Source organism: Candidatus Merdisoma sp. JLR.KK006 (genome assembly GCF_036941035.1).
Lineage (GTDB): Bacteria > Bacillota > Clostridia > Lachnospirales > Lachnospiraceae > Laedolimicola.
This window is the reverse complement of the sequence record NZ_JAYMNS010000005.1, coordinates 195,862-216,243: the sequence shown is the minus strand read 5'-3', so window position 1 is coordinate 216,243 and position 20,382 is coordinate 195,862. Positions and strand designations below refer to the sequence as shown.

Below are 20,382 nucleotides of genomic sequence, written 5' to 3'. Positions count from 1 at the left end.
GAATTTCTTCTGAGAGGGATGTACAGTTTGTATCCTGCGGAACTGGAATAGGAGGCTTTATTGAAGATTACATGCATTGCGGTGGGAAAAATTAAGGAAAAATACTACGCAGAGGCCATAAAGGAATATGCCAAACGGCTAAGCCGCTACTGTAAGCTGGAGATCCTGGAGTTACCCGATGAAAAGACACCGGACGGAGCGAGTATGGCAGAAGAAGCAGTTATTCTGGAACGTGAAGGGGAGCGGATTTTGAAGGTGATTCGGGAGGATGCTTATGTGATTGCCCTGGCTATTAAGGGGAGGGCTTTGGACTCATTAGAGTTCTCTCACAGGCTTGAGCAGCTTGGCGTAGAGGGAAGAAGCCATATTGCCTTTGTAATCGGCGGATCCCTGGGGCTGTCCCAGGCTGTGATGGAACGGGCAGATGAAGCTGTAAGCTTTTCCAGGATGACGTTTCCTCATCAGCTGATGCGTGTGATTTTATTGGAGCAGGTGTATCGGAGTTTTCGGATTATGAAAGGGGAACCATATCATAAGTAAAGGCGAAAGAGGACGGATGTTCTTGGGAATAAAAGAGAATAAGAGTTGTAATTTTAACCCCATGGGAGTTTGAGGCTTCCATGGGGTTTTACTGTTCGTGACAATAAAGTTCTTACAACGTAGGTTTTATTGCAGAGTCTGTGTTTCTTCTGGCGGGATATATTCTATCAAATCAGTCAGATTACACTCCAATACATAACACAGGCGTTTCAGAATGTCAATATCCAGACGTTGTATCTTGCTATCCCTGTAATTTCTTAATTGTGTTCTCTGCATTTCTGTGCGAAAGGATAACTGATTGAGAGAAATGTTTTTTTCTTCTAATATTTCAGCTAAGTGAATTTTTATATCGCCATAACCATCTGAACTGACAGGAAGCTGGCGTAAAGGGTTTTCTTTCTTGGGCATGGCGGCACCTCCGGTTTTTATTATATTTTATCCAGAATTTAATTGTAAGATTGAGAGTTGTATAGTATATTTATATATGGTATATTTATATATGATATATTTATATATGGGATATATATATGCTCAATATAAAGTAAGAGGTTTACAGGAAAAAGATAAAGGAGATTTGAGTATGTTAATGAATGAGTTGTTGGAAAAGGAAAGTCATTCCGTGGAATATTCATGTTCTGTTGGGGCTGTCAATATTCCGAAAGAGAGAAATCTATATACGGTTCTTCGGAGAAAATACAGCAATCTGGCAAAAGAAGCTGTTTCACAGTTTTCTGCTCTTTATGACAACTATACGAATTGCGATGATATTCTGCGGAAATCTTCTTCTGACTTTCAAAAGAGTATCTGTCCTGTGATTGTAGAGGAGCAGGAAAATACACCCCTGCTTTGCGGGGAGAAGGTATTGTGGATAGCATAGCAAGTTGAGCTAGATGTTGCAGGGAGAATGTTTTTTTCTTCCCAATGTATCTTCCGCCTGCATAGTTCCAAGTTTTTTTCCATAAACCTTCAGAATATAAAAATACATCCCAATCAAAAGCCCTCCGGCCAGTACCCAGGCAGTCGGACTTGCCAGGCAGACGCCCAGATAGCTGTGCTGCCTGGCGGCGATAACAGCCACCACGCCTCGGCCAATCAGTTCCGCAATACCGGCTGTCATGGGCAGAAGTCCAAAGCCCATACCCTGAATACCGTTTCGGTAGACATTCACAACAACCAGAGGCATAAAGAAATAGCCGATGCAGTTCAGATAAAGATCAACCTCACCGATAATATCCGTCACATGCTCCGACACAAACAAATAGGTCAGATATTTACCGCCGGTCATTACAAAGGCGGAAGCCAGAATACTATAGGCAAAGCCGATCAGGGTAGAGGCCCGGAAGCCCTGCCGTACGCGCCGGATATCCCCGGCGCCCACATTTTGGGCGCAGTAGGTAGATATAGTGGTGCCAAGAGCCACATAAGCCTGTGTAACTACCTGCTCAATCTTGCTTGCGGCCGTAAAAGCGGCTACGGACATAGAACCAAGGAGGTTCAGGGACGACTGCATCATCATCGTTCCCACAGCCGTGATGGAGTACTGAAGGGCCATCGGAAAGCCAATCCCCATCTGAATCCGTGCCAGATGTCCGTCGGGGAGCCAATCCTCTTTTTTTAGCCTCAAAAGAGGAACCTTCCTTATAATATAGATCAGGCAGAGAATACCGGATACCCCCTGTGAGATCACGGTAGCAAGAGCGGCCCCGGCCACGCCCATATGAAAGCTGATAATCAGCACCAGATCCAGAACAATATTCAAAAGCGCAGCCAGAATCAGAAAATACAGAGGCGTTTTGCTGTTGCCGAGGGCGCGCAGTATGCAGGAGAGCAGGTTGTAAAGCACCTGGGCAAAGATTCCGGCGCAGATAATCATAATGTATGTATAAGCATCCGCAAAAATATCCTCCGGCGTGTTCATAAGCTTCATCAGCGGGCGCATGCCAAGCATACTGCCGGCTGTCATAAGCAGAGAAACCACCAGAGAAAGCAGGGCGGCGCTTCCAACGGTTTTGCGCATCCCGTCCATATCCCCGGCCCCGAATCTTTGGGCCGTCAGTACGGTAAAGCCTACGGTCATTCCCATAAGGAAGCCGAGAATCAAAAAAGTTATGGTTCCGGTGGAACCAACGGCAGCCAGAGCCGGCGTTCCCACAAATTTTCCTACAATAATGGTGTCGGCCATGCTGTACAATTGCTGAAATACATTTCCGATAAAAATGGGCAGGGTAAAGCCAAGAATAATTTTGGCCGGGCTGCCTTTTGTCATATCTTTTTCCATAATATTCATCCTCGCATTAACAGAAGTTAAGAAGAGCATTGCTTCTTTTTATATCTGCGATATTATAATAAAACGGCGGCGGGAGTGCAAGAGGTTTTGGGAAAGATTTTCAGGTCTGTGAAAATCAGAGAAGTCTAAAAAATCTAATTTCCCTGTAAAAGATAAAATGACAAAAATTCCATTGGAGGGATAGAATTTTTCGGCGTTTAAACAAGAGAGAGGTATAAAACACAGTTTGAAAAGCTGCATCCGGCACTCAACTGGTTTCTGACATTTTCATTTATAAATGTCACCTGGGTGATTTTTCGGGCTGATAGTATTCAAAATGCTTTCCGGTTGATAAACTGTATCGTGTGTTTAGATTTTGGTAAAATGAATGCAGACATAGTAAGCGGTTTTAACCTGCCTGAATTGCTTTTTCTAAATAAAAAACTGCATATCTTGGAAGTGTATCCCCATTTTTTCCTGACCGGATTCTTGATCGTGGCATTTTTATTGGTTCTGGGTTGTGAGAATGCATATGAAAAGATGAAAAAATTTACCCCCACCATTCCAAAATTGTTATTTACTGTGATTTTACTGGTATGGTGTGTTTTTCCTTTTTCCGGAGTTAGCACATTTCTATACTTTAACTTTTAAGGGGAATATAAGAATGAATCTAAATAAAAAATGGAGTATCGCAGTATTGGGTTCTGTTTTCCTGCTATTAACAGTGTTGGGAACAGTTACGGTGGTTGTTGATCCGTATTTTCATTATCATGCGCCGCTTGATTCACTGGAATATCCGATTCAGGATGAAAGATATCAGAATGATGGAATTGTGAAGCATTTTGAATATGATGCGATTATTACAGGAAGTTCAATGGTCCAGAATTTTAAAACAACAGAATTTGGCGGTTTATTCCATATTAATGCTATAAAGATTCCCTTTTCCGGCGGAAGTTATAAGGAGATCAATGAAAATCTGGAACGAGCAGTAGAAGCGAATCCGGATATACAATTGGTTATAAGGGGGGGGTGGACTACAACAGGCTCGGTGATTTAAAGGATAATATGCGGTATCCTCTTGAATCATATCCGGTATATTTGTATGATAATAAGCTATGCAATGATGTGAAATATGTTTTTAATAAATCGGTTTTATTAAACAATAGCTGTTCGGTTTTTGAATTTACAAAAGCAGGAAATAAAACAACGGATTTTGATTCTTATAAGAATTAGAATGCTTAAGAGACAACTGGAATTGGAAAAAGAAACAAACAATCAAAGTGTTACTGCCCTATAAAAACTTATATTTGTTTTCTTTTTTTGATGAATTCAATATGATTTGTGATTTGAATAACTATAAGGATATTATACATTATGGGGAAAACATAAATTCTCAAATTCTCATATGGATGCACAATAAGGAGCATCTACTTACAGAGGAAAATTGTGAAGCATATTATGATAAGATTTATAAATTTTATACAACCTATGATTATGATGCGCTCTTTTAACTGGTAGTTTGCTGGGAACTGATTTATTTATCAAAGACTCAAACAAGGTATTTTTCTCAGACAATAATAAGTTAACGGCCTTAAGAATTCCCTCTTTTGTCCATGCAGATGCTTTGTCCGGAAAATCTATACTTCCTGCTACAACTTCATCCGTAAGTTTGCAGATACGGGATACAAGGAACGGGTAACCGGAAGAGTAGTCAACAATTAATTCAGCCAATTCGTCAGTGTTCATACCGGTATGGCGGTCTGCTTCATATTCCTTAAGCATTCTTTCTATTCCGATTTTAGAAAAACTCATTTCTACATGAAAATCCGCAGCAATGTTCCAGGGGCTGTTCATTTTACGCTCATTACCCGGATGAATTTTCTGACTAATATTTTTTATATCATAAACACTGGCAAGGATAACTGACTGAAAGGCAGGAGTGTTTTTCCGGGTAAGATAGTATCCACGCAGTTGTGCAAGAAAATCAAGGAATACTTGGCTGTTTGCAGCACTGTCCACCTCATCAATCATCAGAATAACCGGTCTATCTGCTGTCCCACAAAGTTCACTTAGATAAATAAACAGTTTACGTAAAGGAAAGCGTATATTTTCTTGAATATCAGCAGACAGCTCATTTAAAATGTTCTGTTGGAATCCCTCCACTGGATTCCAACGGTTTTTTACCGTTGCCAGGAAAAACTCGGCAAAAGCCTTGGAAAAAATATGTTCGTCATCAAAATCTAAATTGCCTAACTTTTGAAAATCAAGAGATATGACAATATAATCTTTTTTTAAGTAATCCGCCAAAGCCATAAGAGTGGTCGTTTTTCCATACTGTCTTGCCCTGCTGATTGTAAAATATGCACCGCTGTCTACTAAAGTCTTTATTTTTTCCAGACGTTCCTGCAGGTTGACCATATAGTGAAGCTGCGGATCACATGCGCCTGTAACATTAAAGCAGCGTTTCATAATTTACACTCCTTTCCAAATGCCGTATTACTCTTGATTGAGAATGTATAGTATCAGATTATCACAGGATGAAAGCTATATCAAGCAACTGACAAATCTTTCTGATAACTATAGAAGCTCCCTCGTCCTTGGCGCCAGATACAGCGGAAGATTCGTAATCCTTCCGTCCTTCCGGTAGTTCCGCTTCGAGAAACGCAGAGCATACTGTGGATCTTTCTCTGCAACGTATTTTTTGAAAGAGGGCGCAGACTTATCTTCGCCGCCTTTTGCTTCCACAGGAATAATCTCTGTTCCATATTGTAAAATAAAATCAATTTCATTATTTTTATCCGGATAGTAGCGCGGCTCCACCTCAAACAGGCCGCGAAGCTGCTGCAGGACAAAGTTTTCCGTTAAAGGCCCTTTAAACTGGTAATTGCTTTTTAAAAGAATCGCACTGTTATCAATACCGGCCATAGCCTTCAGAATCCCGGTATCAAAGAGAAACAGCTTGAATTGATCCGATTTATCAAAAGCAGAAAGAGGGTGCTCCATCTTTGATACATTGTAAACCTGATTCAGCATACCCGCAGAGACCAGCCATACGATAGCTTCTTCAAAATCCCGCGCACGTGCCCCTTCCCGAACAGCTCCGTACATAAATTTCTCATTTGGTTTTGCAAGCTGTGCTACAATACTGCGGAAAACCATAAGAATCCGTCCGCTGTTTACTTTTCCATTGTGTTTGGAAAAGTCATTTTCATAAATTTCAATCAATTCCTTCTGGATTTGCAGGATTTTGGCCGGATCCTTATATTTTATCCAGGATTCAACACATTCAGGCATACCTCCGATAATAAGATAGTGATTATAAGCTTCCAGAAGGCGGTTATGGAAAATAGTTTCAATATCCTGTTCCTTTTCAATGCTGCAGTAGTATGCATACAGCGGCGGATCTGTGGCATTCAGAAATTCGTCAAAGGTCAACGGATAAATATTCAGCAGGTTAATCATTCCTACCGGATAAGATTTGGGTTGGGCCAGAAGTGTGCCGAGGAGACTTCCGGCTGCGATTACATGATATTCATTTGCCTTTTCTTTAAAATACTTGAGGGTATTGAGAGCAGGGGGGCATTCCTGGATCTCATCAAAAATGATCAGGGTCTCTTCAGGAAGAATTTTCTTTCCGTCAATAAGGGAGAGAAGTTCAATAATCCGCTGAGGATTTTTGTTTGTTTCAAAGATTGACTTCAGTTCTTCTTCCTCATCAAAATTGAAATAAGTAAAGCTCTTATAAGCGTTTTTACCAAACTCCTTCATAAGCCATGTCTTTCCGGACTGCCGCGCGCCTTTTAATACCATTGGCTTGCGGTCCTCACTGGATTTCCATTTTATTAAATCATAGATTGCATTGCGTTTCATTTATAGTTTCCTTCCTGAAAATGGAATAATTATAATGTATCACATTTTTCTTGGTTTTACAATCTGGATTCAACACATTTTTCTACACTTTTCGACACATAAAAACACATTTTTCTATAATATTCGACATAAAAAGACACATTTTTCAAGATTATTGAATAAAAGACAAAAAAATAAATGGAGCATACGGGATTCGAACCCGTGACCTCCACACTGCCAGTGTGGCGCGCTCCCAGCTGCGCCAATGCCCCATTTCTAAAAGTATAGCATAAAATGTGCAGCAGTACAAGAGAAATTTTTGCAATCGTGATACAGATGCTGCTTGCACAAAAAATATCATGCGTTTATAATGATAGCGTCGGGAATGCTTTTACGATTAAGAAGCATCTTCGGCGTTTAATATTTTTAACAGGAAAAAGGAGATGACACCGATGAGCATTCGAATTGGCATTTTAGGCTATGGCAATCTGGGCAGGGGCGTAGAGTGTGCGGTTTGCCAGAATCCGGATATGGAACTTCGGGCAGTATTTACCAGGAGAGAACCAAAAGATGTGAAGATTCTGACAGACACGGCAAAAGTCTGCCATGTAGATGAGGTTAAAAATTGGCAAAAAGAAATTGATGTACTCATTCTCTGCGGCGGAAGTGCCACAGACCTTCCGGTACAGACCCCGGAATATGCAAAGCTTTTCAATGTAGTGGACAGCTTCGATACCCATGCCCGGATTCCGGAGCATTTTGCTGCAGTAGATGCAGCGGCAAGAGAAGCGGGGAAGACAACGATTATTTCCGTGGGCTGGGATCCGGGAATGTTCTCTTTAAACCGTCTCTATGCCAATGTCATTCTTCCGGAAGGGAAGGATTACACGTTCTGGGGCCGGGGCGTAAGCCAGGGACATTCTGACGCAGTGCGGAGAATCAAGGGTGTAAAGGATGCCAAGCAGTACACCATTCCCGTAGAATCAGCGTTGGCATCCGTACGTGCCGGTGAGAATCCGGATCTAAGCACCAGAGAAAAACATACCAGAGAGTGCTTTGTGGTACTGGAAGATGGTGCAGATGCAGCAAAGATAGAGGAAGAGATCAAAACCATGCCCAATTATTTTGCAGATTATGATACCACCGTACATTTTATCAGTGAAGAAGAAATGAAGCAGGATCACAGCCGGATTCCCCATGGCGGTTTTGTCTTGCGAAGCGGCGTAACCGGATGGGAGAAAGAAAACCATCACCTGATTGAGTACAGCTTAAAGCTGGATTCCAACCCGGAATTTACTTCAAGCGTCATTGCAGCTTACGCCCGGGCCGCTTATCGGCTTTCAGCAGAAGGAGATCATGGCTGCAAAACCGTATTTGATATTGCTCCGGCATATTTAAGCGCCAAGAGCGGGGAAGAGCTTAGAGCTTCCATGCTGTAGAAACCGCAAATTGTAATCAGGATTGCTTTTCTGTCTGCTGAGTGCTTTTGATATAAGCAGACAGAAAAGCATTTATATGACAGGAGTGCCTATGACCTTTCAAACCATCGAATCTGCCATTGCTGCCTACCCAATTTGTGATTATGCCTTTATTCAAATCAAGGACATCCCCTTTCGGGAAGAAGTCCGCCACATTTGCAAAACCGAATGTCAGCGATACGGCAGGTCCTGGTCCTGCCCGCCGGCAGTGGGAACTGTAGAGGAATGCAGGAGCCGCTGTGAGGAATATGAGGGCGGTTTTCTGTTTACCACTATGACAGAGGTTCCGGATATGGAGGATCTGGAGGGAATGCTGGCCACCAGAACAGAGCATGAGAAAATCACGCGTCAGATAAGAGAATTGTTTTTAAAAGAGAATCAGGAAGTCCTGGTTCTATCCACAGAGTCCTGCGCCGTCTGTGAGCATTGCACTTACCCGGATGCCCCCTGCCGCTTCCCAGAGCGAATGTTCCCCAGTCTGGAAGGCTTTGGAGTCCTCGTCACCGGCCTTGCAGAGCAGTGCGGCATAGCTTTTATGAATGGAAATAACCTTGTAACCTGGTTCAGTTTGATTTTATACCGAGATACATAAGCAATTTTTGCATGCTGCATCCTGTTTCAAAAGACAGAGAAAGGACATCCCATGAAGACCATTTATTTTGAAAAAGATATCCCCCGGATTCTTGCCACCAAAGCCGCTGCCAAGTGCTGCAGACCGCTTCTGTACACAGGCATCAATGGGGTAAAATATAATAAGAAATTACCCAATCCTCCGCTGCCGGGGCCAAACTGGCTGAGAGTAAAAAATATAGCCTGCGGCCTTTGCGGAACAGATGTAAGCTTTTTTAAGGCTACTACCGGAACAAGTTCTGCCTTCGAGCCAATTCCCGGTTCGGCCAGAACCTATCTGGGCCATGAAAACGTGGGCGTTGTCATAGAGACAGGTCCTGCCGTAACAAAGTTTAAAAAGGGAGATCGGGTGACGATTCGGGAATATATGTCCGGCTGCGGCAACAAGGATATTCATCCGCCCTGCAGATACTGCGCAGAAGGCAACTACAATCTCTGCCTCAACTATGGGGAGCCAAGCCCTCTAAAGCTTCCGGATGTAGGCGCAGGTTTTGGAGATCAGTTTTTGGCCCCGGAGCAGCAGCTGACAAAGATTTTTGACGAACTGACAGACGATCAGGCGGTACTGTTGGAGCCTTCCTGCGTCTCGGTTCATTCTGTGCTGATAGATCCGCCTCAAAAGGGCGAAAAAATCCTTGTTTACGGCTGCGGAATGATTGGGCTCGGAATTGTTCAGGCATTAAAGATCATCCAGCCGGAGTGTGAAATCTGGGTAACAACCCGAAAAAAAGCACGGCAGCAGATGGCAAAACGCTTTGGTGCAGATCATATTTTAAAGGGAGATCCCTATGAGGAAACAGCAAAGGCTACAAAGGGGAGCCGGGTTTATGTGGGAATGAATAAAAACAAGATGATGTTCGGCGGCTTTGATCGAATCTATGACTGCGCCGGAGGAGGAAAGGCCAATACCCTATGCTGCCGCCTTCTTCGTCCCAAAGGCACTCTGGTAAAGGTAGGCCATCACATGACATCCATCACCTTTGATGAGACTCCCATCTGGTGGCATGAGTTAAAAATCATTGGCGTGGATGCTCACGGCATGGAGGAATGGCAGGGGCGCAGGCTGTATACCTTTGATCTGGTGCAGGAGTGGATACGTGACGGGCTTTACAAGACTGACGGTCTGATTACTCACCGTTTTCCTCTGTCCCGCTATAAGGATGCTATGCGGCTGGCTATTGAAAGTCCTTCCGGCATGATTAAGATTGTGCTGGACTGTCAGGACACTTAACACACGGCCGGATTTTTCAGATAACGTCATAGAAACAGGCAGAGAGGCATATAGTAAGAGTAAGGAAAAGAGAAAGTCCGGGACCAATGAACTGGAAGGAAGAAATGACAGACGCATTAAATCTGCCCAAGGATTTGATGCTCGGCGCGGTAATCATAACCATTACCGGAAAACATGAGGCTTATGTGGAAAACTACATGAGCCTCATTGAATATACGGAAAGTCTGATCCGCATTCAGACAAAGACCTGCAAGCTGGAGATACACGGGATAAACCTGTACATTTCCTATTATACAAATGACGAAATGAAGATCACCGGAGAGATTCAGGAGGTGAAATATTGCTGACTTCATTCTTTCGTTACCTTTATGGATATGTACGCATCCGGCTTACGGGTTACTCGCCGGAGCGTTTCTTAAACCTCTGCAAGACCCATCACATTGAGATCTGGGACTTGCAGAATGAAGGCGCTTATTATGAAATGAACTTGAGCATCCGGGATTTTCGGAGGCTTAAGCCCCTGCGGAGGAAGACGAAAGCCCATCTGCTGGTCACAGAGCGGCACGGGCTTCCCTTTTTTTTGCATCACTATCGAAATCGGAAAATGTTCGTGGTCGGAATCGCCTTATGCATTGCATTTCTGTACATCATGTCCTTGTTCATTTGGAATATTCACATAGAGGGAAACTATTCCAGAACCACCAATGTGATACTGGACTACCTGGAATCTGAGCATATTGTCCACGGTATGCGTAAAGACAAGGTAGACTGTAAAGAGATTCAATCTATGATCCGCATTCAATTTCCTGACATCATTTGGGTTTCTGCAGAAATCAAAGGAACCCGACTCTTGATTCGGATTCGGGAAAATATGGACAGTATACCCATAGAGGAAGAAGCAGGATCAGAGGAACCAAGGGATATCACAGCAGCCCGAGAGGGCATTATCACAAGTGTTCTGGTTCGCAGCGGCGTGTCCCAGATTCAGGTGGGGGATGAGGTGGAGCAGGGACAGCTTCTGGTATTGGGCCGCATTGACATACTGAATGACAGCGGAGAGGTATCCGGCTATCAGTATACAGCGGCAGACGCCGACGTGTATGCAAGAACCACCTACACCTATTATGATGAATTTGTCCTTTCCCATGAAGAACGCCATCCTACGGGAAAAAAGCGCTATGGAATTTATGCAAAAGTGGGCGGAAAAACCATTTCCGTGGATCTCAGACCAAAGTTTGAAAGGTTCAGTGCCCTGAATACCGAGTATCCGTTAAAGCTCACGGAGAACTTTTATCTGCCGCTGACCTTTGGAACCACATGCTATGAAGAATATGAAATTTATACAGAATCTTACAGCGAAGAGGAGGCCAGAGCCCTGGCAGAAGCAAATTTACATGAATTTTTGGAAAATTTAATACAAAAGGGGGTTCAAATTATTGAAAATAATGTTAAAATAGAAGTCGGCACAAATACCTGCATAGCTGTCGGAACAATTACGGCAGTGGAAGAGATTGGAAGTAGCGTTCCAGCAGAGATTCTGGATGAGCCGGCCATGCCTTCCGAGGAGGATGAGAAATGAGAGAATTTGAGCAGGTTTGTGCAGGAAGCTGTGGAGGTGTGCACAGCTTAAGAGAAATGAAGAAGACAGGAGCAGCAGAACTTGAATATTGTAGAAACCCTGATAGACATTCCGGCAGAACATGAGCGCAATGTATTCGGACAGTTTGACAGCTATGTTAAAAAGATTGAACAAACCTTAAAGGTCTCTGTGATTCCAAGAGACGGGACAGTAAAGATTCTGGGATCCAAAGAGCGCACAGAACAGGCAGTCCGGGTTTTGGAACAGTTATTAATTCTATCCAAACGGGGTAATATAATACAGGAACAGAATGTAGATTATGCCCTTGCCCTTTCCATGGAAGGACAGGAAGAGGCTCTGACGGAGATAGATCGGGATCTTATCTGCCATACTGTAAACGGCAAGCCCATCAAGCCCAAGACTTTGGGACAGAAGCGCTATGTGGATCTGATTCGGGATCGGATGATTGTCTTCGGCACAGGTCCTGCCGGAACAGGCAAGACTTATCTTGCCATGGCCATGGCTGTCACGGCCTTTAAAAATAATGAGGTCAGCCGGATTATCCTCACAAGACCGGCTATTGAAGCCGGAGAGCGGCTTGGCTTTCTTCCGGGGGATCTTCAAAGCAAGGTAGACCCTTATCTGCGTCCCCTCTATGATGCGCTGTATGAGATTATGGGGGCAGACAGCTTTTTGAAGAATATGGAGAGAGGCCTGATTGAGGTAGCTCCTTTGGCTTATATGAGGGGCAGAACACTGGACAATGCTTATATTATTCTGGATGAGGCCCAGAATACCACTCCGGCGCAGATGAAGATGTTTTTAACCCGGATTGGTTTTGGATCCAAGGTGATTGTGACAGGAGATGCCAGCCAGAAAGACCTGCCCTCCGGTACGAGATCCGGTTTGGAGGTTGCCTTAAGGGTGCTGTCCAGGGTGGATGAGATTGGCTTTTGCGCTCTGACCAGCAAGGATGTGGTGCGTCATCCGCTGGTTCAAAAGATTGTACAGGCATATGACAGTTATGAACAATCACAGGCGCGCAGGGGCACAAGAAAGGATGTTTATGACAATCAATATAGAAGATGAGATTCAGATTCGGATTCCGGGAACAGATCTGGAAGATCTGGCGCATAAGATTGCGGAAGCAGCTTTGGATTACGAGGGCTGCCCTTATGAGGCAGAATTGAGCCTCCTGCTTACAGGCAATACAGAGATTCGGAGAATTAACCGGGAATACCGGAATATTGACAGAGCCACAGACGTGCTGTCCTTTCCCATGCTTGAATATGACAGTCCTTCGGATTTTTCCTGGGCAGAAGCAGAGGTCCAGGACTGCTTTAATCCTGAAACTGGAGAACTGCTTTTGGGGGATATTATTATTTCCATGGAAAAGATGCGTGAACAGGCGAAAAAGTACGGCCACAGTGAAAAGAGAGAGTTTGCCTTTCTGATCACCCACAGTATGCTGCATCTTTTCGGCTATGACCATATGGAACCTGATGAGGCAAAGGAAATGGAGAACCGGCAGGAAGCTATTCTTCATTCTTTAAATATTTTACGTTGAAAGGATGCAAAACATGAAAAAAGGAAAGTTGTTTTTCCTTCTTCTGGTTTTCGCAATTGTTTTTACAGGCTGCAAAAAAAACGAACCGGATGAGGAAGAATACAATACGGAGGATGAGGTTTTTGAGGGAGACGAAACCTCTTATTCAAATGGCCGGGAAGTGAAGGACGGCAAGGTGCGCAGCTATTTTACCGGCGAATGGATTGATGAAGAATATGGAAACAGGCGTCCTCTGGCTATTATGATGAGCAATGCGGCGTCAGCTCTGCCCATGTCAGGCCCAACCAGTGCCAGTGTGATTTATGAATGTCCCGTAGAGAAGCGGACTACCCGGTGGATGGGGATATTTGAAGAATGGGATGATCTGGAACGGATTGGCTCTGTTCGGAGCTGCCGTTTATATTTCCTGCATTTTGCTCAGGAATATGATGCAGTGTACGCACACTTTGGACAGGCCATGTATGCGCTGGAATCTTTAAACAGCGGAGAGTTTGACGTGCTGTCCGGCGGAACAAAAGGGATTGAGCATCCGGTTACTTCCATGTATGACAGGATTTCACGTCCCGGAAAAGCATATGAGCATACCCTGTACGCATTCCCGGAGGGAATTCACAAGGATATTGAGAAGAAGGGATATGATATGAAGATGCCGGAGGATTATTCCGGAAAGTTCACCTTTGCCCCTATAGGGGAGATTGAGGAATATGAGGACTATCCGGACGCAGTTTTCCTCCAGCCCGGCGGCAACGGCGGAGCGAATGGCTTCGGAGGTGTAAAGGCGACCTTTGAGTACAATTCAGAGGATCGGAAGTATTACCGTTCCAGCTACGGCAATCCCCATATAGATGAGCTGACGGGAGAGCAGGTGGCAGTGACCAATGTGATTTTCCAATACTGCGACGGCGCAGTGCTGGATGAAAATGATTATCTTCACTTTGCAAGCCAGTCTTTTAATAATGAGTGTATCGTTTTTACAAATGGAAAAATGATTGAAGGATATTGGAATACTGCAGAAGGACTGGGATCTCCGGCTCGGTATTACGATAAAGAAAATAATAGAGTTGTACTGAATAACGGAAAAACTTTTATCTGCATTGTTTGGAAGGATTATGCAGATGAAGTGGTAATTCAATAAATTTTGTACAACATGCCGATGGAAGGGCAGATATGAGCAAGCAGAAAAAGACAAAGACGAAGAACCGCTCCAATTACATAATGCAGGGCAGTATATTGGCAGCGGCCTCCATCTTAAGCCGGATCATTGGCATGCTCTACCGCCTTCCGGTTACGAATATTATTACGGATCACGGCAATGATTATTATTCTGCGGCTTATGAGATCTATAATATTATTCTGCTGATTTCATCCTATAGTCTGCCTCTTGCCGTTTCCAAGCTGGTTTCGGCAAAAGCGGCTCTTGGACAGTATCGGAATGCTCACCGCATCTTCAGGGGCGCCCTGTATATGGCCCTTGTGGTGGGGCTTGCAGGCTCTGTAGTCACTTATCTGGGAGCCGGATTTTTCACGGGAAATCTTCTGAATACGCCGGAGAGTGAGCTGAGCCTTAAGGTTCTGGCTCTCGCAGTATTTTTTCTTGCTGTCATGGGTGTGCTTCGAGGCTTTTTCCAAGGCATGGGAAGCATGATGCCTACAGCAGTATCTCAGGTAATTGAGCAGATTTTCAATGCGGCGGTAAGCATTACTGCGGCCAGTATTTTGTTCCGGTACGGCGTATCCTTAGATGAAAAAGCCGGGATTACGGATGGCAGAAGCGGTCCTATCTATGGGGCGGCAGGGAGCACGCTGGGAACCAGTATGGGGGCTCTTGCAGGCCTTATTTTTCTGATCCTTGTAATGCTCATGTACAATCGTGTGCTGCAGCGGCAGATGCGCCGGGATCGCACAGGACGCAGGGAGAGCTACGGAGCAATTTTCAGGCTTCTGATACTGACCGTTGTTCCGGTTATTTTGAGTACAGCAGTCTATAATATCAGTGGTGTTCTGGATCAGGGGCTTTTCAAATATCTGATGCTGGATGTGCAGGAAGTAGAAAAATCTACGGTTGAGGTTTATTGGGGAATCTATGTGGGAAAATACAAGCTGCTGACCAATGTACCCATTGCTGTAGCATCCGCCCTGTCGGCTTCAACCATTCCGGCTCTCACCCGGGCACGGATGGAAGGAAGCTGCAAAGAGATGCGCAAAAAGACGGATGGGGCCATCCGCATGGTGATGTTTATCTGCATTCCCAGTGCCTTTGGGCTTACGGCTCTGGCAGAACCGATTCTAAACCTGCTTTCCTGGAATACAGATCCCATTGCGCCAAAGCTATTTATAGCAGGCTCCATGGCTGTGATTTTCTATGGCTTGTCTACCCTGACCAACGGAATTTTGCAGGGAATTGATAAGATGCAGATTCCTGTGCGCAATGCTTTGATTTCATTGGTGCTTCATCTGGGGTTGATGGTGGTACTGGTTCAAGTATTTAAGCTGCACATTTATGGCGTGGTTATTTCCTATCTGTTTTTTGCAGTGATGATGTGTATTTTGAATGGACTGGCAATTCGAAAGCATCTTAGGTATCGGCAGGAGTTGGTGCGTACTTTTTTGATTCCTATAGTATCTGCGACCATTATGGGGCTTTCATGCTGGCTGCTTTCCATGTCTTTAGAGGAGCTCATAGGCCCTCGTCCCACAGCTCTGGTATGTATTGTTCTGGCTGTTTTTATCTATGGATTTTTTATGCTGCTTCTTCGGGGAATTACAGAGAAAGAGCTTCGGGCTTTTCCGAAGGGCCATGTACTTGTAAGAATATTGAAAAAAATGCGCCTTCTTTGACAGGTGTTTTCATGTAAAGCTTTATAAGATCTTCCTTTTTTGTCCATACTATGGAAAATAGCAAAAAATGCTGTTGTCATAGCCCTTTTCGGGGATGTGCGTGGACAATAAGGAGGATTTTTTTATGACAAAGAGGATCATTGCAGGTCTTCTGACCATAGGGATTCTGGGAGGACTGGCTTATTATTCGGGTTCTCTGTATTCGGAAAAGGCTCTGGCGGAGGAACAAATGCATCTCAAAGCCCCCATAGCCCAGCCGCTTAAGGAGGAACTCTGGGCTTGCGGCGAAGATTTGGTACAGATGGAAAAGGAAAAAAGCGAGTGGGAGGAATACCGGCAGGAGGCAGCTGCAGAAGCGGATGCAGTTCGGGCGGATACTGAAAAAGAGGTTTATTATCTGATGGAAGAGGAAGGTTATGTAAATATCTACCTTGAGGATAGGAAGACCCTTTATGATGAGACGGAGATTACCATGGAGGCTCTTCCGGAGGAACTTAAGGAAGAGGTGCGAAGGGGAAAGGGGCTTTCCGGAAAAGGCGAGCTTTATGATTTTTTGGAGAATTACTCCAGTTAAAACTTGCTATTCTTTTGGTTATGGTGTAAATTAGAAGTGTTCATATACCCATGGCAGATTACTCGGGCATGGACAGACCAGGGCTTTGGCCTTTAATTATTGGAGGCGTATGTGAGATGAAACGAGCAGGAATGATATTGGAGGGCGGCGGAACCAGAGGCGTATTCACGGCAGGAGTGCTGGATTACTTTATGGAACAGAAGCTGTATCTGCCCTATGTGATTGGCGTGTCAGCCGGTGCCTGCAATGCAGTAGATTATGTATCCCATCAGCCGGGAAGAATGAAAACCTGTACCATCGACTTTTTGGAGGCCGGCAGCTATGTGGGGCTGAAATATTTGGTTCGGAACCACAGCCTTTTTAATATGGATTTGATTTTTGATGTATTTCCTAATAAAATTATACCTTTTGATTATGATACCTATTTTTCTTCGGGACAGACCTGCATCTTGACAGCGACCAATTGTCTTACAGGAAAGGCGGCTTATCTTACGGAAGACAGAGATAGGGCAAGGCTTATGACAGTCTGCCGGGCATCCTCCAGTCTTCCTGTGGTCTCGCCCATGGTGGAAGTAGACGGGATTCCCATGCTGGACGGAGGCGTGGCAGATTCCATTCCTATCCGAAAGGCTCTTTATGACGGGGTGAAGAAAAACATTGTAATTCTCACCAGACAGGAGGGTTACCGGAAGCCGCCGGCCAGAAAGTCCCTCCGGATAGCAAGGATTATGTACCAGAAGTATCCCTATCTGATTCGGGCTATTAAGAACCGGGCTTACTATTACAACCGAACCATGGAGCTTTTAGAAGAGCTGGAAAGCAGGGGGCGGGTATTTGTGATTCGGCCCCAGGTTCCGGTGGTGAAGAATACAGAAGATGATGTGGCAGTTCTGACTGCTTTCTATAACCATGGTTATGAATATGCAGAGGATATATTTTCTAAGGCTGTAAGCTATCTGGGCTGGGAGCCAGATAAGTCCAGCTAAGAAATGTCAAGTGTTTGACAGAAATATTTTCTGCTGGACGGTAAAGTTGCGAAAGCGCACGAGAGGAACTTTCATGAGTGCACTTTCGAATGAAAGTTTCTCTCATAGGTGTGCGCTGAAGTGACTTTACCATTTAGTGCTGTTGCGCAGCAACTTAAAAAGGAGGAAACTTAAGATGATGGATGAGAAGAAGATAGCCCGGATCAATGAGCTTTATCATTGCTCCAAGGCGGAGGGCCTCACGGAGGCGGAGAAGCAGGAGCAGGCAGAGCTTCGCCGGGAATATATTGAGGCAGTTCGGATGAATCTTCGCGGTCAGCTGGACCGTATTGATATTAAGGAAGCAGATGGAAGCATTACCAATCTGGGAGACAGGTTTGGAAGCAAAACTTCCAAATCTGCAAAATGACGCATCAGGTGTGTCAGAAAGAGGAAAAGATGCAAAAAAAAGATATTGACAGAAAAGAAGAGAAGAATCTGCTGCGAAAGGAGATCCGAGAGCTTCGAAAAGCCCGAACGGATGATGAGATTCATGCAATGAGCCGGTCTGTAACGGAACAGGTTTTGAAGCTTTCAGAGTATCAGAAGGCAGAGATTCTTTATGCCTATATGGACTGTAAACATGAGGTAGAGACACGGGATCTCATTCGTTCGGCATGGGCAGAGGGAAAGCGTGTGGCAGTGCCGAAGGTTCAGGGACAGGAGATGCGGTTTTACTATATTACCTCCTTTGAAGAGGACCTGGAGGAGGGAAGCTTTGGTATTCAGGAGCCCAGGGAGGGCGAGGCGGCAGAAGCAGAGGATGCTCTGCTTTTGATGCCGGGTGTGGCGTTTGATCCCCGGAGGCACAGGGTAGGGTACGGAGGAGGCTTTTACGATCGGTTTCTGGAAAAGCATCCGGGACTTATTACGGTTGCGCTGGCCTTTGAATTTCAGGTGAAAGAGGAAGTTCCCTTTGAAGAATTTGATATTCGGCCCCAAAAGGTAGTGACAGAGCAGAGAGTACTTACATAACGGAACTGAAAATGGGAGAATTATTATGATGTTATTGGAGCAGATTGGACAGCAGGCAAAGGAGGCGGAGCCCTTTCTTCGTACCCTGTCAGAAGAGAAAAAGAATCAGGTTTTAAAGCAGGCAGCGGCAGAGCTGGTAAAGCATACAAAGCGGATACTTGCGGCAAATGAGAAGGATATGGCCAGAGGACGGGGAAAGGGTATGAAAGCCGGACTTCTGGATCGGCTTTTGCTGACGCCGGAGCGGATAGCGGGCATGGCAGAGGGACTTGTACAGATTGCAGCATTGCCGGACCCGGTTGGTCAGGTGATGAAGGAGCACACACCGCCCAATGGACTTAAGATTCGTCAGGTACGTGTGCCCCTGGGGGTTGTCGGAATTATCTATGAAGCCAGGCCCAATGTGACGGCAGATGCCTTTGGCCTTTGCTTTAAGACAGGCAATGCGGTGGTGCTTCGGGGCGGAAGCGATGCCCTGAATTCCAACCAAACCATTGTAGAAGTCTTAAGGGAGACACTTTTGGCATGTGACTGTCCGGCTGCCGCCATTTCTATTTTGGAAGATACCAGCAGGGAGACAGCGGCAGCCTTTATGAAGCTGAACCGCTATGTTGATGTGCTGATTCCAAGAGGAAGTTCAGGCCTTATTGCCGCAGTAGTTCAGAACAGTACCATTCCTGTGATTGAGACAGGATCAGGCAATTGTCATATTTATGTAGATGAGGCAGCAGACCTGGATATGGCAGCTAGGATTGTTTTCAATGCAAAGACTCAGCGTATTGGCGTGTGCAATTCCTGTGAATCTCTGGTGGTTCATGAGAAGGTGAAGGATGCTTTTCTTCCCATGCTTGCCCAAAAACTGGAGGAAAAACAGGTGGAGCTTCGGGGAGATGACAGGGCCAGGGCTGTGGTATCCATGAAAGAGGCTGCAGAGGAAGATTGGGGAGCTGAGTATCTGGACTACATTCTTTCTGTGAAAATTGTGGACAGCATCTCGGAGGCCATTGCCCATATTAACCGTTACAATACCGGGCATTCAGAAGCCATTATTACAGAGGACAAGGCTCATGGAGAGCAGTTTTTAAGGGAAGTGGACGCAGCGGCAGTCTATGTCAATGCATCCACCCGGTTTACGGATGGTTTTGAGTTTGGCTTTGGAGCGGAGATTGGGATCAGCACGCAGAAGCTTCATGCCAGAGGTCCTATGGGACTGGAAGCTCTCACTTCCTACAAATATGAGATTTACGGAACAGGACAGATAAGGGGGTAAGCTTGTGAGAGTGATTGCCGGAACGGCCAGAAGCCTTCCTCTGAAATGCATTGAGGGGCTGAGTACCCGTCCAACCACAGATCGCATTAAGGAAACATTGTTCAATATGATTCAGCAGGATATTCCCGGCTGCCGGTTTCTGGATCTGTTTGCGGGCAGCGGTTCCATCGGTATCGAAGCTCTAAGCAGAGGGGCTAAAGAGGCTGTTTTTGTAGAAAACCAAAAAAAGGCATTGGCCTGTGTAAAGGACAATCTTTCCTTTACCAGACTTTCCGATCGGGCAAGGGTGCTGTTTAAGGATGCTGTGGCTGCCCTTTATGAGCTTAAGGGGGAGCCTGCATTTGACATCATTTTTTTGGATCCCCCCTACAATCAGGGGCTGGAGCAGCAGGTATTGGCGGTTCTTCGTGATTCTTCACTGGTGAATGAAGATACTATGGTGATACTGGAGACCTCGAAGGACAGTGATATGGACTGGATAGAGGACAGCGGCTTTGCCCCGTGGAAGATAAAAAATTACAAGACGAATCAGCATTTATTTTTAAGATACAGGAGATAAG

23 protein-coding genes and 1 tRNA gene are annotated in these 20,382 nt (G+C 45.1%); 19 read left to right on the top strand and 5 right to left on the bottom strand.

Annotation, left to right across the window (positions count from 1 at the left end):
* Window positions 1-60 precede the first annotated feature (60 nt).
* Window positions 61-540, top strand: coding sequence for a 23S rRNA (pseudouridine(1915)-N(3))-methyltransferase RlmH (gene rlmH, locus VSQ61_RS06645; protein WP_334343659.1), 480 nt, complete (start codon window positions 61-63; stop codon window positions 538-540).
* Window positions 541-666: 126 nt separating this feature from the next.
* Here rlmH and VSQ61_RS06640 read toward each other — a convergent pair whose 3' ends face one another.
* Window positions 667-948: a helix-turn-helix domain-containing protein gene (locus VSQ61_RS06640; RefSeq protein ID WP_334343658.1), complete on the bottom strand. Its 282-nt coding sequence runs from the start codon at window positions 946-948 to the stop codon at window positions 667-669.
* A gap of 172 nt (window positions 949-1,120) precedes the next feature.
* Between VSQ61_RS06640 and VSQ61_RS06635 the strand changes: the two genes are divergently transcribed.
* Window positions 1,121-1,417: a hypothetical protein gene (locus tag VSQ61_RS06635; RefSeq protein WP_334343657.1), complete on the top strand. Its 297-nt coding sequence runs from the start codon at window positions 1,121-1,123 to the stop codon at window positions 1,415-1,417.
* A gap of 9 nt (window positions 1,418-1,426) precedes the next feature.
* Here VSQ61_RS06635 and VSQ61_RS06630 read toward each other — a convergent pair whose 3' ends face one another.
* Complete coding sequence (locus VSQ61_RS06630; RefSeq protein WP_502877021.1) at window positions 1,427-2,818, bottom strand: MATE family efflux transporter; 1,392 nt, start codon at window positions 2,816-2,818, stop codon at window positions 1,427-1,429.
* A gap of 652 nt (window positions 2,819-3,470) precedes the next feature.
* On the opposite strand from VSQ61_RS06630, the gene VSQ61_RS06625 reads away from it, so the two are divergent.
* Window positions 3,471-3,863 carry a hypothetical protein gene (locus VSQ61_RS06625; RefSeq protein ID WP_334343655.1) on the top strand — a complete coding sequence of 131 codons (393 nt, stop codon included), beginning with the start codon at window positions 3,471-3,473 and terminating at the stop codon, window positions 3,861-3,863.
* Window positions 3,864-4,237: 374 nt separating this feature from the next.
* On the opposite strand, the gene VSQ61_RS06620 is transcribed toward VSQ61_RS06625, so the two are convergent.
* The 3 genes from VSQ61_RS06620 to VSQ61_RS06610 form a co-directional block, all read right to left on the bottom strand.
* Window positions 4,238-5,275 (bottom strand): AAA-like domain-containing protein, encoded by a 1,038-nt coding sequence (locus tag VSQ61_RS06620; protein ID WP_334343654.1) that lies wholly within the window; start codon window positions 5,273-5,275, stop codon window positions 4,238-4,240.
* A 108-nt stretch (window positions 5,276-5,383) separates the two neighbouring features.
* Window positions 5,384-6,676, bottom strand: coding sequence for an ATP-binding protein (locus VSQ61_RS06615; protein ID WP_334343653.1), 1,293 nt, complete (start codon window positions 6,674-6,676; stop codon window positions 5,384-5,386).
* 178 nt (window positions 6,677-6,854) lie between these two features.
* Window positions 6,855-6,927: transfer RNA gene (locus VSQ61_RS06610), tRNA-Ala, on the bottom strand.
* A gap of 180 nt (window positions 6,928-7,107) precedes the next feature.
* Here VSQ61_RS06610 and VSQ61_RS06605 point away from each other — a divergent pair.
* The 16 genes from VSQ61_RS06605 (at window position 7,108) to rsmD (ending at window position 20,381) form a co-directional block, all read left to right on the top strand.
* Complete coding sequence (locus VSQ61_RS06605; protein WP_334343652.1) at window positions 7,108-8,094, top strand: diaminopimelate dehydrogenase; 987 nt, start codon at window positions 7,108-7,110, stop codon at window positions 8,092-8,094.
* 91 nt (window positions 8,095-8,185) lie between these two features.
* Window positions 8,186-8,725, top strand: a complete 540-nt coding sequence (locus tag VSQ61_RS06600) for a DUF2284 domain-containing protein (protein WP_334343651.1) — start codon at window positions 8,186-8,188, stop codon at window positions 8,723-8,725.
* Window positions 8,726-8,776: 51 nt separating this feature from the next.
* Window positions 8,777-9,994 carry a zinc-dependent alcohol dehydrogenase gene (locus VSQ61_RS06595; RefSeq protein WP_334343650.1) on the top strand — a complete coding sequence of 406 codons (1,218 nt, stop codon included), beginning with the start codon at window positions 8,777-8,779 and terminating at the stop codon, window positions 9,992-9,994.
* Between the two features lie 86 nt (window positions 9,995-10,080).
* On the top strand, window positions 10,081-10,341 hold the full coding sequence (locus VSQ61_RS06590) for a YabP/YqfC family sporulation protein (RefSeq protein WP_334343648.1): 261 nt from the start codon (window positions 10,081-10,083) through the stop codon (window positions 10,339-10,341).
* Window positions 10,335-11,573: a sporulation protein YqfD gene (gene yqfD, locus VSQ61_RS06585; RefSeq protein WP_334343647.1), complete on the top strand. Its 1,239-nt coding sequence runs from the start codon at window positions 10,335-10,337 to the stop codon at window positions 11,571-11,573. Before VSQ61_RS06590 ends, yqfD begins: the two co-directional genes overlap by 7 nt.
* A complete protein-coding gene (locus VSQ61_RS06580; protein WP_334343646.1) occupies window positions 11,570-11,698 on the top strand; it encodes a hypothetical protein in 129 nt (42 codons plus the stop codon). The genes yqfD and VSQ61_RS06580 overlap by 4 nt, the downstream gene beginning before the upstream one ends.
* Complete coding sequence (locus tag VSQ61_RS06575; protein WP_334343645.1) at window positions 11,655-12,662, top strand: PhoH family protein; 1,008 nt, start codon at window positions 11,655-11,657, stop codon at window positions 12,660-12,662. Before VSQ61_RS06580 ends, VSQ61_RS06575 begins: the two co-directional genes overlap by 44 nt.
* Complete coding sequence (gene ybeY, locus VSQ61_RS06570) at window positions 12,640-13,140, top strand: rRNA maturation RNase YbeY (protein WP_334343644.1); 501 nt, start codon at window positions 12,640-12,642, stop codon at window positions 13,138-13,140. The genes VSQ61_RS06575 and ybeY overlap by 23 nt, the downstream gene beginning before the upstream one ends.
* Before the next feature lie 13 nt (window positions 13,141-13,153).
* Window positions 13,154-14,275 (top strand): DUF3048 domain-containing protein, encoded by a 1,122-nt coding sequence (locus tag VSQ61_RS06565; protein WP_334343643.1) that lies wholly within the window; start codon window positions 13,154-13,156, stop codon window positions 14,273-14,275.
* Window positions 14,276-14,307: 32 nt separating this feature from the next.
* Window positions 14,308-15,978: a putative polysaccharide biosynthesis protein gene (locus VSQ61_RS06560; protein ID WP_334343642.1), complete on the top strand. Its 1,671-nt coding sequence runs from the start codon at window positions 14,308-14,310 to the stop codon at window positions 15,976-15,978.
* Window positions 15,979-16,102: 124 nt separating this feature from the next.
* Window positions 16,103-16,552, top strand: coding sequence for a hypothetical protein (locus VSQ61_RS06555; protein WP_334343641.1), 450 nt, complete (start codon window positions 16,103-16,105; stop codon window positions 16,550-16,552).
* Between the two features lie 116 nt (window positions 16,553-16,668).
* Window positions 16,669-17,538 (top strand): patatin-like phospholipase family protein, encoded by an 870-nt coding sequence (locus VSQ61_RS06550; RefSeq protein WP_334343640.1) that lies wholly within the window; start codon window positions 16,669-16,671, stop codon window positions 17,536-17,538.
* A gap of 178 nt (window positions 17,539-17,716) precedes the next feature.
* Window positions 17,717-17,947 carry a DUF896 domain-containing protein gene (locus tag VSQ61_RS06545; protein ID WP_334343666.1) on the top strand — a complete coding sequence of 77 codons (231 nt, stop codon included), beginning with the start codon at window positions 17,717-17,719 and terminating at the stop codon, window positions 17,945-17,947.
* 29 nt (window positions 17,948-17,976) lie between these two features.
* Complete coding sequence (locus tag VSQ61_RS06540; protein WP_334343639.1) at window positions 17,977-18,552, top strand: 5-formyltetrahydrofolate cyclo-ligase; 576 nt, start codon at window positions 17,977-17,979, stop codon at window positions 18,550-18,552.
* A gap of 28 nt (window positions 18,553-18,580) precedes the next feature.
* Window positions 18,581-19,822, top strand: coding sequence for a glutamate-5-semialdehyde dehydrogenase (locus VSQ61_RS06535; protein WP_334343665.1), 1,242 nt, complete (start codon window positions 18,581-18,583; stop codon window positions 19,820-19,822).
* A 4-nt stretch (window positions 19,823-19,826) separates the two neighbouring features.
* Complete coding sequence (rsmD, locus tag VSQ61_RS06530) at window positions 19,827-20,381, top strand: 16S rRNA (guanine(966)-N(2))-methyltransferase RsmD (protein ID WP_334343638.1); 555 nt, start codon at window positions 19,827-19,829, stop codon at window positions 20,379-20,381.
* Window position 20,382 lies beyond the last annotated feature (1 nt).

Bases quoted from the DNA above. Each gene is read 5' to 3' on its own strand.
- VSQ61_RS06640 (WP_334343658.1), bottom strand. From the start codon at position 948: ATGCCCAAGAAAGAAAACCCTTTACGCCAGCTTCCTGTCAGTTCAGAT.
- VSQ61_RS06635 (WP_334343657.1), top strand. From the start codon at position 1,121: ATGTTAATGAATGAGTTGTTGGAAAAGGAAAGTCATTCCGTGGAATAT.
- VSQ61_RS06630 (WP_502877021.1), bottom strand. From the start codon at position 2,818: ATGGAAAAAGATATGACAAAAGGCAGCCCGGCCAAAATTATTCTTGGC.
- VSQ61_RS06625 (WP_334343655.1), top strand. From the start codon at position 3,471: ATGAATCTAAATAAAAAATGGAGTATCGCAGTATTGGGTTCTGTTTTC.
- VSQ61_RS06620 (WP_334343654.1), bottom strand. From the start codon at position 5,275: ATGAAACGCTGCTTTAATGTTACAGGCGCATGTGATCCGCAGCTTCAC.
- VSQ61_RS06615 (WP_334343653.1), bottom strand. From the start codon at position 6,676: ATGAAACGCAATGCAATCTATGATTTAATAAAATGGAAATCCAGTGAG.
- VSQ61_RS06605 (WP_334343652.1), top strand. From the start codon at position 7,108: ATGAGCATTCGAATTGGCATTTTAGGCTATGGCAATCTGGGCAGGGGC.
- VSQ61_RS06600 (WP_334343651.1), top strand. From the start codon at position 8,186: ATGACCTTTCAAACCATCGAATCTGCCATTGCTGCCTACCCAATTTGT.
- VSQ61_RS06595 (WP_334343650.1), top strand. From the start codon at position 8,777: ATGAAGACCATTTATTTTGAAAAAGATATCCCCCGGATTCTTGCCACC.
- VSQ61_RS06590 (WP_334343648.1), top strand. From the start codon at position 10,081: ATGAACTGGAAGGAAGAAATGACAGACGCATTAAATCTGCCCAAGGAT.
- VSQ61_RS06580 (WP_334343646.1), top strand. From the start codon at position 11,570: ATGAGAGAATTTGAGCAGGTTTGTGCAGGAAGCTGTGGAGGTGTGCAC.
- ybeY (WP_334343644.1), top strand. From the start codon at position 12,640: ATGACAATCAATATAGAAGATGAGATTCAGATTCGGATTCCGGGAACA.
- VSQ61_RS06565 (WP_334343643.1), top strand. From the start codon at position 13,154: ATGAAAAAAGGAAAGTTGTTTTTCCTTCTTCTGGTTTTCGCAATTGTT.
- VSQ61_RS06560 (WP_334343642.1), top strand. From the start codon at position 14,308: ATGAGCAAGCAGAAAAAGACAAAGACGAAGAACCGCTCCAATTACATA.
- VSQ61_RS06555 (WP_334343641.1), top strand. From the start codon at position 16,103: ATGACAAAGAGGATCATTGCAGGTCTTCTGACCATAGGGATTCTGGGA.
- VSQ61_RS06550 (WP_334343640.1), top strand. From the start codon at position 16,669: ATGAAACGAGCAGGAATGATATTGGAGGGCGGCGGAACCAGAGGCGTA.
- VSQ61_RS06545 (WP_334343666.1), top strand. From the start codon at position 17,717: ATGGATGAGAAGAAGATAGCCCGGATCAATGAGCTTTATCATTGCTCC.
- VSQ61_RS06540 (WP_334343639.1), top strand. From the start codon at position 17,977: ATGCAAAAAAAAGATATTGACAGAAAAGAAGAGAAGAATCTGCTGCGA.
- VSQ61_RS06535 (WP_334343665.1), top strand. From the start codon at position 18,581: ATGTTATTGGAGCAGATTGGACAGCAGGCAAAGGAGGCGGAGCCCTTT.